Here is a 14,144-nt window from a genome sequence, read left to right on the forward strand (position 1 = left end):
CTCGGGCTCAGGCGACCCAGCCCCGGCCTCAGGTTCAGGCGGCCAGCCCGGACCCGGGCTCAGACCCCGCCTCAGGCTCAGGCTCGGGCTCGGACCCGGGCGACCCAGCCCTGGCCTCGGGCTCAGGCCCGGCCCCAGGCTCAGGCGGCCCAGACCGGACCCGGGCTCGGACCCGGGCGACCCAGCCCCGGCCCGGGCACGGGCCCAGGGTCGGCCTCAGGCTCAGGCCCAGCCTCAAGCGGCCCCGGCCCGGCCTCGGGCCCAGGCTCGGCCTCAAGCGGCCCACTCCCGGGCCCGGCCTCGGGCTCAGGCGGCCCAGACCCGGACCCCGCCTCGGGCTCAGGCGGCCCAGACCTGCCCCCGGACCCGGGCTCAGGCTCAGGCGCTCAGGTCCGGGCGACGGTGACGATGCTGCGGCTGGTGGCCGTCACCGGGCCGCCGTTCCAGTCCCCCTCGCGGCGCTCGATCTCGAAGCCCGCCTCCGTCAGGAAGGCGTCGAGCCGGGCCTCGTCGAGGAAGCGGAGCGTCGTGCCGTCGACGGAGAGGATCGTGCCGTCCGGGGTCGCGGTGGTCTCGGTGAAGGTGACGAGGTCGTCCTTCACGGAGCTCACCTCGTGCCACTGGCGCAGATCCCAGCCGTTGCCCGTGATCGTGTGGACCGTGGACGGATTCCAGGTCTCCCACGCCCGCGCGGCGGGGTTGCGGGTCTCGAAGGCGAACCGCCCGCCGGGGCGGAGCGCGCCGTGGATCGCGGCGAGCGAGGCGCGCAGCTCCTCGTCGGTGACCAGGCACTGGAAGGCGTTGCTGGCCATGGTGGCCAGGGCGAACTCGCGGTGCCAGCGCGAGGCGTCCGACACGACCCCCTCGACCCACTCGATGTCCGTGCGGCGGCGGGCGCGCCGCAGGGAGGGAAGGTCGGGGTCGAGGCCGACGAGGCGGCCGGCGTGGCCGTGCCCGCGGGCCTGATGGAGCATCATGCCGGTGCCGCAGCCGAGGTCCAGGACCGAGTCCGCGGCCATCACCAACAGGTCGTAGAACCGGTCCGTCGCGTTGGCCGCGCCGTCCCAGCGGTACATCTCGTCGTAGAGCGCGACCGAGTCGTCAGGAGTGAAGTCCACCCGGGAACGTTAGAGCCCGATCGATCGGGAGACAACGGGATTTCCCTCGACGTCACCGTCGCCGTCACCGTCGCCGTCGTCGCCGTCGTCCTCGCCCCCCTCGGCGGCAAGGCTCTCGGCCCGCCGGTTGCGGAGCACCGAGCCGTACAGGGCCAGCGCGATGAAGGCGACGCCGATCAGACCGGTGACGACCTCGGGGATCTGGTACCTGATCGAGGCCATGAGGATGAGGGCCAGCGCGCCGATCGCGTAGTGCGCGCCGTGTTCGAGGTAGACGTAGTCGTCCAGGGTCCCCCGGCGGACCAGGTGGACGGTGAGGGACCGGATGTAGAACGCGCCGATCCCCAGTCCGAGCGCGATCTGGAAGATGTTCTGGCTGACCGCGAACGCCCCGACGACACCGTCGAAGGAGAAGGACGCGTCGAGGATCTCCAGGTAGACGAAGAGCACGAAGGCCGCCTTGCCGGCCACGTGCACCGCCGAGCGCCTCGGGCGCGGCGCTGGCGCCCGCTCGGCGGCCGCGTCCTCGCCGTTCCCGTCCGGGACGCCGACCGCTTCGAAGCGGTCGGCCAGGCCGGTCGCGAGCAGGTAGGTGAGCACGCCGGCGACCCCGGCGAGCAGGACGGTCTCCGTGCGGTCCCCGGCGAAGAGGCGGGCGGCGAGCAGCAGCGCGCCGAGGGTGAGGATCACCGGCAGGCGTTCGATCCGGCCGAAACGTTCCATCAGCCGTTCCAGCGGCCCGAACCAGCGCAGCTCCTTCTCACCGGAGAGGAAGTCCAGGAAGATCATCAGCAGGAACGCCGCCCCGAAGGCGGCGATGGCCGGATGCGCGGCGTCGAGGTGCTCGGCGTAGCTGAGGCCGTGGTACGTCCGCGAGGAGTCCAGCGCCAGTTGGAGCACCGTGAGCGGAGCGATGTGCGCGGTGAGGCCGACCACGAGCAGCGGGAAGACCAGCCGCATCCCGAAGACGGCGACGAGCACGCCGACCGTCAGGAAGATCCGCTGCCAGAACGGGCTCATCCGGCGCAGCACGGTGGCGTTGATGACGGCGTTGTCGAAGGAGAGCGAGATCTCGAGGATCGCCAGGATCAGGACGACTCCGAAGCCGTCCGCCCCCCACAGGTACCCGGCCGCGGCCAGTCCCAGCAGGGTGACCCCGAAGGACCAGCCGAAGGTGCGGAGAAACACCGCGCGCCCACCCCTCTCGCTTCCGCCGTCGGTCGACGCTCGCCCGGCCGCCGTCGGCCGGGAGATGCCCCCAGCATCTCATGACGGATTCTTACGAAACGTTCACCCCGAAGTCTAGGGCGATGCCTCGCAATCCGGTCGCGTACCCCTGACCGACGGCGCGGAACTTCCACTCCCCGTCGTAGCGGTAGAGCTCGCCGAAGATCATCGCGGTCTGGTCCGACGCCTCTTCGGACAGGTCGTAGCGGGCGAGCTCGGTCCCGTCCTGCTGATTGACCACGCGGATGAAGGCCCCGCGAACCTGGCCGAAACTCTGCCTGCGGATCTCGGCGTCGTAGATGGAGACCGGGAAGACGATCTTGTCGACCTGGGTGGGCACCAGGGCGAGCTGGACGGTGATCGCCTCGTCGTCCTCGGTGCCGTCCCCGCCGTGGACGTCGTCGCCGTGGTGCTCGACCGAGCCCTCGGGGCTCTTGAGGTGGTTGTAGAAGATGAAGTACTCGTCGCCGAGCACGCGCCCGCCGGAGCAGAGCAGGGCGCTGGCGTCGAGGTCGAAGGGCGCGCCGTTCGCCGACCGCGCCTGCCAGCCGAGCCCGATCCGCACCGTCGTCAGGTGCGGTGCCGCCTTGGAGAGTGAGACGTTTCCGCCCTTGGCCAGCGTGACGCCCATGGCTTGTGTTCCTGCCCCTCTGCCGCGCCGATCTCTCGTTGCTGGGCTCGATCGTAACGGGGCATCAGCACTTGAGCACAGGGCCCGCGGAACCCGGCGAACCGGTTCCCGCGGGCCCTTTCGTCAGCTCGGCGGATCAGGCTCAGATGCCCTGCAGCGCCTTCAGGTACTCCTGCTGGTCACGCGCGTCCGGCAGGCCGTTGACGACGCTCCAGCGGACGACGCCCTGCTTGTCGATGACGAAGGTGCCGCGGACCGCGCAGCCCTTCTCCTCGTCGAAGACGCCGTAGGCGCGGGAGACCTCACCGTGCGGCCAGAAGTCCGAGAGCAGCGGGTACTCCAGGCCCTCCTTCTCGGCGAAGACGCGCAGCGTGAACGGCGAGTCGTTGGAGACGGCCAGGATCTGCACGTCGTCGTTCTGGAACGACGGCAGCTCACGCTCGATGCTGCAGAGCTCGCCGGTGCAGACGCCGGTGAAGGCGAACGGGTAGAAGACCAGCACAACGTTCTTCTCGCCACGGAAGTCCGCGAGCGAGACGACCTCGCCGTGCTGGTTCTTGAGCGAGAACTCGGGAGCCGGAGAACCGACCTCGATAGCCATGCGAAAACCCCTCATCGTCGTAGGCCGTGCCGTGGCCAATCCTGCCACGCCGAGGCCGGGCTCCCTGCTGTGCAAAGGTTGCCGCTTCCCGAGGACGACGTCCTCGCACCCTGGATGGTGCGACGAAACGTCTCAGCGGAAGCCGGGCAGGCGGCTCAGCAAGGACACCGCGCCGACGGCCTTGCGCAGCAGCGGGCCGCCCGGGAGGTTGGGGACCTGGTCGACGAGCGGCGCCAGCGCGAGCAGGCCGCCGACGCGGCGCATGCGGATCTCGCCACGGGCGAGCATCGACGGGACCGAGCCGGTGGAGACCAGCAGGTGCCGGGCCGCGCCCTCGACGCCGGGGAGGTCGTCCGCCGGTTCGTGGCGGCGTACCCGCCAGCCGTCGGCGTCGGCGGTGAAGACCCAGCCCAGGCCGCCGTCGGGCTCCCACAGGCCCGCCGAAGAGGGGATCTCGGCCCGCCAGGCCAGCGCGCCGACCACGTCGACCATCGCGGCCAGTCCGGCGTCCGCGAGCGGCGGGGGGACGGTGCCGGTGGCGTCGTGGACCGCCTGGGCGGCCTCGTGGCCCATGGCGTGGATCTGCGTCAGGACCGGCAGCGGACCGAGGGGGGAGTCCACGATGCGGCGGCCGAGCTCCGGCGCGGCCAGGACCTCCTCCAGGGCCGCGGCGACCCGCTCACGGGCCTCGGCCAGGGCGGCGCGGACCTCCTCGGGCGAGGGGTCGAAGGGCTTGGGGCGCCGCTCGGGCGCCGGCAGGCCGTGCGCCGCGGCCATGACGGCGCCGAGGACCGGCCGTCCGGGCCAGGAGCCCAGCGCGGCGAGCGGACGCAGATCCCGTGGCCCCTGCTGCTCGCGGCCCTCGCGCGGTTCCTCCGTCGCCACGGCGAGGACCGCGTCCCAGCCGCCGAGGACCCGGGCCCGCAGGCTCTCCGGGGGCTCCTCGGCGACGCCGCGCGGCCCGTGCAGGACCGGTTGGTGATCTTCTGCCATGCCGCCATTCTGCCGCCGGGGCCGCAAGCCCGGCATTTCGGCCGTTTCGCGTCCGCGGAGAAACCCTGGGCGGGACGCGCGAAGCGGGGCCCGGACGGAGGATCCGTCCAGGCCCCGCTCGTCAGCTCGGGATGCTCGGGGAGCGCCTCAGCGCTTGCCGGCCTTGGCGGTCTTCGGGGTGGCCAGGCGGACCGCCGACCACTCCTTGCTCACCGCGGCGGTGCTGGTCTGCGACAGGCCGGCCGTCTGTGCGGCGTCGGCGATGTCACTGGCCTCGACGTGGCCCTCGCGCCCGGTCTTCGGGGTGAGCAGCCAGACCAGGCCGCCCTCCACCAGGTACTCCTGGGCATCGACGAGGGAGTCGGTCAGATCTCCGTCTTCGCTGTCCTCGCGGAACCACATCAGCACGACGTCCGCGACGTCGTCGTAGTCCTCGTCGACGAGCTCGGTTCCGGTGAGTTCCTCGATGGACTCACGCAGGTCCTGGTCGACGTCGTCGTCGTAACCGAGCTCCTGGACCACCTGTCCGGCCTCAAGACCCAGCCGACGTGCCGCACTGGTCTTGTCCTCCGCGGGGTCCGCGGTCGCGCTCACGGGAATTGCCTCCTATATCCGACCCTGTCTTCTGGTACCAGGGCTGTGCCGGTAGTCCACACGGGCGGGGCGCGGAGCGCAAGTACCCGACCTCCGATCAGCCCCTGGCTACGGTGAGTCGCGGTGCGACACGCCGCCGGGAGTGACCGGGATCACTCCCATTTGCCCCAGTATCACCATCAAACGACGTTCCGCGCAGCGGATCGTGATTCCCCTTACCCGCTGTAGGCGTTGCTCACTCCTCGTAGGGATCCCGGTCCGGAGAGCAACCGAGCGTGTCTCATCACTCGACCATGTGACCGAGTACTCCTTGACCAGGCGTAGAGTCTCCTGTTGGCCCTCCCCAGCCTGCCCACTCCACAACGTTGTGGGGACGGGTCGGGCCACCTCGTCGTGCGACACCGCGCACCTGGCGAGAACCGGCTCGATTGCCCCTAAGGGATTACTCCCATAAGGGCACGATTCGGTTACTCATGGGTAGAGATGACGTTTCTCCCCCTGCGGTCCACGATGGAGGCGGCGCGACACACCCTCCGCAACGACCGACAAGTGAAGGAACAGCGTGGCTTCCGGATCCGATCGCAACCCGATCATCATTGGCGGCCTGCCCAGCCAGGTCCCCGACTTCGATCCCGAGGAGACCAGCGAATGGCTGGACTCCCTCGACGCCGCCGTCGACGAGCGCGGCCGTGAGCGCGCCCGCTACCTCATGCTGCGGCTGATCGAGCGCGCCCGCGAGCGGCGCGTCGCCGTGCCGGAGATGCGCAGCACGGACTACGTCAACACCATCGCCACCAAGGACGAGCCGTTCTTCCCCGGCAACGAGGAGATCGAGCGCAAGGTCCTGAACGCCACCCGTTGGAACGCCGCGGTGATGGTCTCCCGCGCGCAGCGCCCGGGGATCGGCGTCGGCGGCCACATCGCGACCTTCGCCTCCTCGGCGTCGCTGTACGACGTGGGCTTCAACTACTTCTTCAAGGGCAAGGACGCCGAGGGCGCCTCCGGGGACCAGATCTACTTCCAGGGCCACGCCTCGCCCGGCATCTACGCCCGCGCCTACCTGCTGGACCGACTGAGTGAGCAGCAGCTCGACAGCTTCCGCCAGGAGCACTCGCGCGCGCCGTACGGCCTGTCCAGCTACCCGCACCCGCGGAACATGCCGGACTTCTGGGAGTTCCCGACCGTGTCCATGGGCCTCGGCCCGCTGGGCGCGATCTACCAGGCGCGGATGAACCGCTACCTGCTGAACCACGGCATCAAGGACACCACCGACTCGCGCGTGTGGGCCTTCCTCGGCGACGGCGAGATGGACGAGGTCGAGTCGCTCGGCCAGCTGTCCATCGCCGCGCGCGAGGGCCTGGACAACCTGACCTTCGTGGTCAACTGCAACCTGCAGCGTCTCGACGGCCCGGTGCGCGGCAACGGCAAGATCATCCAGGAGCTGGAGTCGATCTTCCGCGGCAACGGCTGGAACGTGATCAAGCTCATCTGGGACCGCACCTGGGACCCGCTGCTCGCGCAGGACCGCGACGGCGCGCTGGTCAACAAGATGAACACCACGCCCGACGGCCAGTTCCAGACCTACGCCACCGAGTCCGGCGCGTACATCCGCGAGCACTTCTTCGGCGGCGACCTGCGCCTGCGCGCCATGGTCGAGAACCTGACCGACGAGCAGATCCAGCACCTGGGCCGCGGCGGCCACGACCACAAGAAGGTCTACGCCGCGTTCAAGGCCGCGACCGAGCACAAGGGCCAGCCGACCGTCATCCTGGCCCAGACCGTCAAGGGCTGGACGCTGGGCCCGAACTTCGAGGGCCGCAACGCGACCCACCAGATGAAGAAGCTGACGGTCGAGGACCTCAAGCGCTTCCGTGACCGGCTGCACCTGCCGATCACCGACAAGCAGCTGGACGAGGGCTACCCGCCCTACTACCACCCGGGCAAGGACTCGGAGGAGATCCAGTACATGCACGACCGCCGTGCGGAGCTCGGCGGTTACATGCCGACCCGCAAGGTCCGGCCGCGCAAGCTGGAGCTCCCCGGCGACGACGCCTACAAGGTCCTGAAGAAGGGCTCCGGCCAGCAGTCGATCGCCACCACCATGGCGTTCGTCCGCCTGCTCAAGGACCTGATGCGGGACAAGAACATCGGCAAGCGCTTCGTGACGATCGCGCCGGACGAGTACCGCACCTTCGGTATGGACTCGCTCTTCCCGTCCGCGAAGATCTACGACCCGATGGGCCAGCAGTACGAGTCGGTCGACCGCGACCTGCTGCTCGCGTACAAGACCTCGCCGCAGGGCCAGATGATCCAGGACGGCATCACCGAGGCCGGCTCCACCGCCTCGCTGATCGCCGCGGGTTCGTCCTACGCCACCCACGGCGAGCCGCTGATCCCGGTCTACGTCTTCTACTCGATGTTCGGGTTCCAGCGCACGGGTGACCAGTTCTGGCAGATGGCCGACCAGCTGGCGCGCGGCTTCGTGCTCGGCGCGACCGCCGGCCGCACCACGCTGACCGGTGAGGGCCTCCAGCACGCCGACGGCCACAGCCAGCTGCTGGCCTCGACCAACCCGGCGGCCGTCAGCTACGACCCGGCCTACGGCTACGAGATCGCCCACATCGTCCAGGACGGTCTGCGCCGCATGTACGGCAGCAGCCCCGAGCACCCGCACGGCGAGGACGTCTTCTACTACCTCACCGTGTACAACGAGCCGATCCAGATGCCGGCCGAGCCCGAGAACGTGGACGTCGAGGGCATCCTCAAGGGCGTCTACAAGCTGGCGGAGGGTCAGGGCGGCCAGGTCCCGGCGCAGATCCTCGCCTCCGGCGTGGCCGTGCCGTGGGCGCGTGAGGCCCAGCGCATCCTGGCCGAGGAGTGGAACGTCAAGGCCGACGTCTGGTCGGTGACCTCCTGGAACGAGCTGCGCCGCGACGCGGTGGAGACCGAGGAGTTCAACCTGCTCAACCCGGACGAGGAGCAGCGCGTCCCGTTCGTGCAGCGCAAGCTTGCCGGCAGCGAGGGCCCGTTCGTGGCCGTCTCCGACTGGATGCGCGCGGTGCCGGACCAGATCGCGCGCTGGGTCCCGGGCCAGTACCAGTCGCTGGGTGCCGACGGCTTCGGCTTCGCCGACACCCGTGGCGCAGCGCGCCGTTACTTCCACATCGACGCGCAGTCGATCGTGCTGGGCGTGCTGACCGAGCTGGCCAAGCAGGGCAAGGTCGACCGCACGGCGCTGAAGGCGGCCATCGACCGCTACCAGCTGCTGGACGTCGCGGCCGCCCACCCGGGCAACGCCGGCGGCGACGCGTAGTCCTGGCAATCCTTAAGTAACAGAGGCCCGGTGACGATCCGTCACCGGGCCTCTGCGTTTTTTCTGTGGATTCAGGCAAACCACTCCCGCGCGTGGTGGCACTCCTCTACCTTGGCCGAACGCCGACAACGCAGTCGGCACTTCGTGCGAGAGGAGCCCCATGCGTACGACTCGTCGCGCCACCGCTCTGTCCGCCGCACTTCTGGCCACCCTCGGGACGGCCGCCCCCGCCGTCGCGGTCACCGCCCCCGCGATCGCCAACGGCACCGTGCACAACCTGCACATCCACCTGCGCAACAGCTCCAGCTCCAACTGGTCGGGCTTCGCCGCCACCGGCGGCGGCTTCACCAGCATCTCCGCCAGCTGGGTGCAGCCGACCGGCAAGTGCACCAGCGCCACGAGCTACTCCAGCTTCTGGGTGGGCATCGACGGCGACGGCAGCAACAGCGTCGAGCAGACCGGCTCGGAGGTGGACTGCTCGGGCGGCTCGCCGCAGTACTACTCCTGGTACGAGATGTACCCGGCGTACCCGGTCAACTTCTCGAACACCGTCAGGCCGGGCGACCACTTCACGGGTTCGGTGACCTTCAACGGCTCCGGCAAGTTCACCATGAAGCTCAGCGACACCACCCAGGGGTGGAGCCGCTCGGTCAGCAAGACCTACTCGCCGGCGCAGCGCTACTCGGTCGAGGTGATCGCCGAGGCGCCGTCCAGCTCCACGGGCGTGCTGCCGCTGACGAACTTCGGCACCGTCAACTTCACCAACTCCCTTGCCAACGGCCAGCCGCTGGGCAACTACAGCCCGGACCAGATCAACATGGTCTCCGGCTCCACGACCAAGGCCACCACCTCCTCGCTCTCCGGCGGCGAGAACTTCTCGGTGACCTGGAAGCACAGCTGACAACGGGTTGGCGACCGGTTGACGACGGTGGGTGACGCCTCACGGCGGCGCCCACCGTCGCTGTGTGAACGCCTCGTAAGAATCACGCGCGAGTCACGGCCGAATGACGGCCATTGTGATGGTTGTCGCAGTTTGCGTCTGCTCCGTACAGCGTACGCAGCCGGACGATGCCCTTACGCTTGCGCAAAGCGTCTCGCATGGCGGGCATCTCGCCTCACGCCGTGACGCCCCGCACCCGCGAGACCAACCGGGCTGTTCGCGCCCGCACGACGGTCGCCGGCATCCCCGAGGAGACACCTGCATGCGGTTCAAGCGCACCCTGGTGGCAGCGATGGTCTCCTTCACCTGCCTCGCCGGCACGGGTGCCGCGGCCGCCGGAGCGGCCGTCTCCGCCGAGCAGATCGCCGTCACCACCCCGCCCGCGGGCAGCACGGGCTGGCTCCACGACCGCTCCCTGGGCGTCACCATGCCGGACCCTGCGACGGCGAGCGCGACCGACGTCGCCGACTTCTTCGCCGGGCTCACCGACGCCCAGCAGCAGCGGCTCGTCGCCGCCTACCCCCTGGTCGTCGGCAACCTCGACGGCGCGCCCCTGGCCCTGCGCTACCAGGCCAACCACCTCGCCATGCAGGCCGAGCTGGACCGGCTGAAGAAGCAGGACCCCCAGTCCGCCGCGCAGATCGCGATGCTGACGCAGCTCACCCAGCCCGGCCACCAGGTCATCGCCTTCGACCCGCGCAGCCGCGGCCTGGTCGCCGAGGTCTTCGGCGACCTCGCCACCGCGGAGAAGGTCTCCGTCCTCGTCCCCGGCTCGGACATCGACCTGGCCCACTTCGCCAAGGTCCAGGACGAGGCGCAGGCGCTGCGCGCCGAGGAGCAGCAGGTCTCCCCCGGCACCACCACCGCCGCCATAGCCTGGGCCGACTACGTCACCCCCGTGGGCCTCGGCGCCGACGCCGCGACCTCGCGCCTCGCGGACGCGGCCGCCCCCCGGCTCACCCGCTTCCTCGCGGGCCTCGCGGTCACCGCCCACCCGAGCACGCCGCCGTCGCTCTTCTGCCACTCCTACGGCTCGGTCGTCTGCGGCGTCGCCGCGCCCACCCTGCACGCGACCGGCACGGTCACCGACATGGTCGTCCTGGGCAGCCCCGGCATGGACATCGACGGCGCCTCCGCCCTCGGCGAGGGCGTCCGCCTGTGGGCGACGGTGCGCAACGCCACCGACTGGATCGGCAACGTCCCCTACCTCGAGTTCGCGGGCCTCGGCCACGGCCAGGACCCGACCAGCCCCGGCTTCGGCTCCCACCTGGTCGCCTCCACCGGCGCCGCCGGCCACAACGGCTACTACGCCCCGGGCACGGCCAGCCTCCGCAACTACGCGGACATCGCGCTGGGCCAGTACGGCGACGTGACCTCGTAACCGAGGGAAGTGCACTACCCAGGGGCGCGGGACTCTGCCGATATGCGGCTCCGCCGCGTGGGCGCGAGCAACCGCCGGCGTGCGGAAGGCCCCTCGCGCAGCCCTGCGCCCTGAAGGTGACCGTCAGCGCGAAATGCTGCTCATGTCCGCGTAGCGGTCGCCCGCGACCTGGGCGGCGATGGGCTCCAGGGTGGCGAGTTCCGCGTCGGTGAGGATCAGCCGCGTCGCGGCGGTGTTCTCCTCCAGGCGGGTGCGCTTGCGGGTGCCAGGGATCGGGACGACGGCGAGGTGGTGGACCTGGGCGCGCTGCTGGACCCAGGCGAGGGCCACCTGGCCCGGCGTCGCGCCGCGGTCCGCGGCGATCTTGTGGACCGGGGCCAGCAGCGCCGCGTTGTGCGCGGCGTTGTCGCCGGTGAAGCGCGGCTGGTAGTTGCGGAAGTCGCCCGCCGCCAGCTCGCCCGCGTTGCTGAAGGACCCCGTCAGGAAGCCGCGGCCGAGCGGCGAGTACGCCACGAACGCGACGCCCAGCTCCGCCGCCGCGGGCACCGCGCTGCGCTCGACGTCACGGGAGAAGAGCGACCACTCGGACTGGAGCGCGGTGATCGGGTGGATCGCGTGCGCCTCCCGCAGCTCCTCGCCGTTGACCTCGGACAGGCCCAGGAACCGCACCTTGCCCGCGGCGACCAGCTCCGCCATCGCGCCCACGGACTCGGCCAGCGGGACCTCGGGGTTGCGGCGGTGCATGTAGTACAGGTCGATGTGGTCGACGCCCAGGCGTCGCAGGCTCGCGTCGACGGCCTGACGGATGTACGTCGCGTCGTTGCGGACCGCGCGGTACGTCGGGTCGTCCTCGCGGCGCTCGATGGCGAACTTCGTCGCCAGCACCACCTCGTCGCGGTGGGCCTGCACGAACGGACCGACGAGCTGCTCGTTGCGGCCGTAGCCGTACATGTCGGCCGTGTCGAACAGGGTGACGCCCAGCTCCAGCGCCCGCTCGAGCGTCGCCCGGGACTCGGTCTCGCCGGTGTCGCCGAACTGGTCGCTGTAGAACTCGCTCATGCCCATGCAGCCGAGGCCCTGGACGCCGACGACGGGGCCGTTCGTGCCCAACGTGGTGGTCGGGATGGTGCTCATGACTCAGTCCTGCCTCTCGCCTTACTGACAATCTTGGCCGTACAAGTCGATCTTGTAGTCCAGGACCAGAAGGTTCGTCTGGAGGTCGCGGATCCGCGCCAGCACCTCTTCGCGGTGCGCGATCAGCAGCTCGCGGCGCTCGGCGCGGGTGTCGTCGCCGGCGCGGACCAGCTCGGTGTAGCGCAGCATCGCCGCGACGGGCATGCCGGTCGCCCGCAGGTTGCCGAGGAACCTCAGCCAGCCCAGGTCCGCGTCGCTGAAGCGACGCTGCCCGTGGTGCGAGCGGGCCGGGTGGTCCAGCAGGCCGATCCGCTCGTACCAGCGCAGCGTGTGCGCGGTCAGGCCGGTGCGTTCGACCACCTCGCCGATGGTGTAGCGAGCCTCGAACTCGCTTCCCGCGACCGCCGCCTGCGACATCTGCGACATCCCGGGCCCCCTTCCGATCGTGTCCTGATCGACGCTACCGACCTTGAGTGCACTCTAAGCAAACGCCGCTCCGTAGACTCGGCACCCATGGAGAGCCTGCACCTGATCGAACAGTGGCCCGTCACCACCGCGGCGGCCGTCGTGGTCCGCCGGGACGGCAGCGTGGCCGGCAGCCACGGCCCGCAGCGGCACCCGTTCAAGCTGGCCTCGGTGACCAAGCCGCTGACGGCCTACGCCACTCTGGTCGCCGTCGAGGAGGGCGCGCTGGAGCTGGACGACCCGGCGGGTCCCGAGGGTTCGACGGTCCGGCACCTGCTCGCGCACACCTCCGGCCTCGCCTTCGACGAGCACCGCACCATGGCCGCGCCCGGCACCCGCCGCCTCTACTCGAACGCGGGCTTCGACGTGCTGGCCGAGACGGTCTCCAAGGCGACGGGCATGCCGTTCCCGCAGTACGCGGCGGAGGCCGTCTTCACCCCGCTCGGGATGAGCGGGACCTGGCTCGACGCCGCGAGCAAGAGCCCGGCCGGCGCGGGCGGCGTCTCCACCGCCGAGGATCTGGCCCGCTTCGCCGCGGAGCTCCAGGCTCCGCGCGTGCTCCACCCCGAGACCCTCGCCGAGGCCACCCGCGTCGCCTTCCCCGGCCTGAACGGGGTCCTGCCGGGCTACGGCCACCAGAAGCCGAACGACTGGGGCCTCGGCTTCGACATCCGCGACCACAAGTCCCCGCACTGGACCGGCCTGAGCAGCTCCCCGGCGACCTTCGGCCACTTCGGCCAGTCCGGCACGTTCCTGTGGGTCGACCCGGCGGCGGGCGCGGCCTGCGTCGTCCTCACCGACCGCGACTTCGGCCCGTGGGCGGCGGAGCTGTGGACCCCGTTCACGGACGCCGTGCTCGCCGAGCTTCACCCGTAGCTGACGGCCGACTCCATCGCCCACACCAGCAACTCGACGCCGTCCGGGCCCGCCGTGGGGTCGACCAGGACGGCGTCTCCACTGATCCGCACCGCGTCCCCCGCGGCGAGCTCGCGGCCGCGCCCCTTCGGGCCGTCGGACTCGCGGAAGCCGAGGCCGCCGCGGGCGACGTGCAGGTAGACGTACGCAGCCCGCGGCAGCTCGGGAAGCGGCAGGTACGCGCCCGCGCGCAGCAGATGCAGGGCGGCGTCGGCGCGTCGCAGCAGTCCCGGCGGGGTCAGCAGCACCGACCCCGCCCCCGCCTCGGCGTCCGCATCCCGCACCGCATAGGCCGGGTCCGTGCCGAACTCCCCTGGCTGGAGCCAGAACTGCAGGAACCGCACCGGTTCGTCCGTGGCCGCGTTGACCTCGCTGTGGCTGACGCCGGACCCCGCGCTCAGGTACTGGAGCTGTCCGGGCCGGACCACCGCCTCGTGGCCGTGGTCGTCGCGGTGGGCCAGCTCGCCCTCCAGGACCCAGGTGAGGATCTCCGTGTCGCGGTGGCGGTGCGCCGCGAAGCCCGCGCCCGGGGCGAGGAGTTCCTCGTTGCAGGCCAGGAGCGCGCCGAAGGAGACGTTGGCGGGGTCGTAGTGCGCGGAGAAGGAGAACGCGTGGGCGGTCCGGACGCCGGGCTCCGGCTCGGAGCGGTACCGGTGGCCGGCGCGGCGGATACTGAGCGGCATAGGGCCACATTAGGCACTTGTGACCCGCGTCTCCCGCGCCGGGTGCATCCCCGTGCACGGATCGGCGCGGCGATGGTGCAGGCTTAGTCTGTGCCAGACCCAGTCGCCCAGAACCCCGCGAACCAGCCGGCCGAGGCAGCCCCCGGAAA

Annotated in this window: 13 protein-coding genes; 4 read left to right on the top strand and 9 right to left on the bottom strand. The window is 70.8% G+C overall.

The window, feature by feature from the left end:
* Window positions 1-386 precede the first annotated feature (386 nt).
* The 6 genes from TR50_RS11900 to TR50_RS11925 all read right to left on the bottom strand — a co-directional run bounded on the left by TR50_RS11900 (window position 387) and on the right by TR50_RS11925 (window position 5,164).
* On the bottom strand, window positions 387-1,118 hold the full coding sequence (locus TR50_RS11900) for a class I SAM-dependent methyltransferase (RefSeq protein WP_236654384.1): 732 nt from the start codon (window positions 1,116-1,118) through the stop codon (window positions 387-389).
* Between the two features lie 9 nt (window positions 1,119-1,127).
* Window positions 1,128-2,306: a DUF475 domain-containing protein gene (locus tag TR50_RS11905; RefSeq protein ID WP_042419098.1), complete on the bottom strand. Its 1,179-nt coding sequence runs from the start codon at window positions 2,304-2,306 to the stop codon at window positions 1,128-1,130.
* Window positions 2,307-2,397: 91 nt separating this feature from the next.
* Window positions 2,398-2,976 carry a TerD family protein gene (locus TR50_RS11910; protein ID WP_042419101.1) on the bottom strand — a complete coding sequence of 193 codons (579 nt, stop codon included), beginning with the start codon at window positions 2,974-2,976 and terminating at the stop codon, window positions 2,398-2,400.
* 142 nt (window positions 2,977-3,118) lie between these two features.
* Complete coding sequence (locus TR50_RS11915) at window positions 3,119-3,577, bottom strand: peroxiredoxin (protein WP_042419103.1); 459 nt, start codon at window positions 3,575-3,577, stop codon at window positions 3,119-3,121.
* A 132-nt stretch (window positions 3,578-3,709) separates the two neighbouring features.
* Complete coding sequence (locus TR50_RS11920; RefSeq protein WP_042419119.1) at window positions 3,710-4,570, bottom strand: DinB family protein; 861 nt, start codon at window positions 4,568-4,570, stop codon at window positions 3,710-3,712.
* A 147-nt stretch (window positions 4,571-4,717) separates the two neighbouring features.
* On the bottom strand, window positions 4,718-5,164 hold the full coding sequence (locus TR50_RS11925) for a DUF3052 domain-containing protein (RefSeq protein WP_042419121.1): 447 nt from the start codon (window positions 5,162-5,164) through the stop codon (window positions 4,718-4,720).
* A 562-nt stretch (window positions 5,165-5,726) separates the two neighbouring features.
* Here TR50_RS11925 and aceE point away from each other — a divergent pair.
* The 3 genes from aceE to TR50_RS11940 all read left to right on the top strand — a co-directional run bounded on the left by aceE (window position 5,727) and on the right by TR50_RS11940 (window position 10,798).
* Window positions 5,727-8,477, top strand: coding sequence for a pyruvate dehydrogenase (acetyl-transferring), homodimeric type (gene aceE / locus TR50_RS11930; protein ID WP_042419124.1), 2,751 nt, complete (start codon window positions 5,727-5,729; stop codon window positions 8,475-8,477).
* A gap of 160 nt (window positions 8,478-8,637) precedes the next feature.
* The gene (locus TR50_RS11935) at window positions 8,638-9,378 is read left to right on the top strand and encodes a G1 family glutamic endopeptidase (protein ID WP_042419125.1); all 741 of its coding nucleotides are present in this window, start codon (window positions 8,638-8,640) and stop codon (window positions 9,376-9,378) included.
* A 301-nt stretch (window positions 9,379-9,679) separates the two neighbouring features.
* Window positions 9,680-10,798: an alpha/beta hydrolase gene (locus tag TR50_RS11940; protein ID WP_042419128.1), complete on the top strand. Its 1,119-nt coding sequence runs from the start codon at window positions 9,680-9,682 to the stop codon at window positions 10,796-10,798.
* Between the two features lie 123 nt (window positions 10,799-10,921).
* Here the strand turns inward: TR50_RS11940 and TR50_RS11945 are convergent, their stop codons facing one another.
* Both TR50_RS11945 and TR50_RS11950 read right to left on the bottom strand, forming a co-directional pair.
* On the bottom strand, window positions 10,922-11,932 hold the full coding sequence (locus tag TR50_RS11945; RefSeq protein WP_042419131.1) for an aldo/keto reductase: 1,011 nt from the start codon (window positions 11,930-11,932) through the stop codon (window positions 10,922-10,924).
* A 21-nt stretch (window positions 11,933-11,953) separates the two neighbouring features.
* Window positions 11,954-12,358, bottom strand: a complete 405-nt coding sequence (locus tag TR50_RS11950; RefSeq protein ID WP_042419134.1) for a MerR family transcriptional regulator — start codon at window positions 12,356-12,358, stop codon at window positions 11,954-11,956.
* Window positions 12,359-12,445: 87 nt separating this feature from the next.
* Between TR50_RS11950 and TR50_RS11955 the strand changes: the two genes are divergently transcribed.
* Window positions 12,446-13,273: a serine hydrolase domain-containing protein gene (locus tag TR50_RS11955; protein WP_042419136.1), complete on the top strand. Its 828-nt coding sequence runs from the start codon at window positions 12,446-12,448 to the stop codon at window positions 13,271-13,273.
* On the opposite strand, the gene TR50_RS11960 is transcribed toward TR50_RS11955, so the two are convergent.
* The gene (locus TR50_RS11960) at window positions 13,264-13,995 is read right to left on the bottom strand and encodes a pirin family protein (RefSeq protein ID WP_042419140.1); all 732 of its coding nucleotides are present in this window, start codon (window positions 13,993-13,995) and stop codon (window positions 13,264-13,266) included. The two genes, TR50_RS11955 and TR50_RS11960, sit on opposite strands and share 10 nt — an antisense overlap.
* Window positions 13,996-14,144: the final 149 nt, after the last annotated feature.

This window comes from Streptacidiphilus anmyonensis, assembly GCF_000787855.1.
Taxonomy (GTDB): Bacteria; Actinomycetota; Actinomycetes; order Streptomycetales; family Streptomycetaceae; genus Streptacidiphilus; species Streptacidiphilus anmyonensis.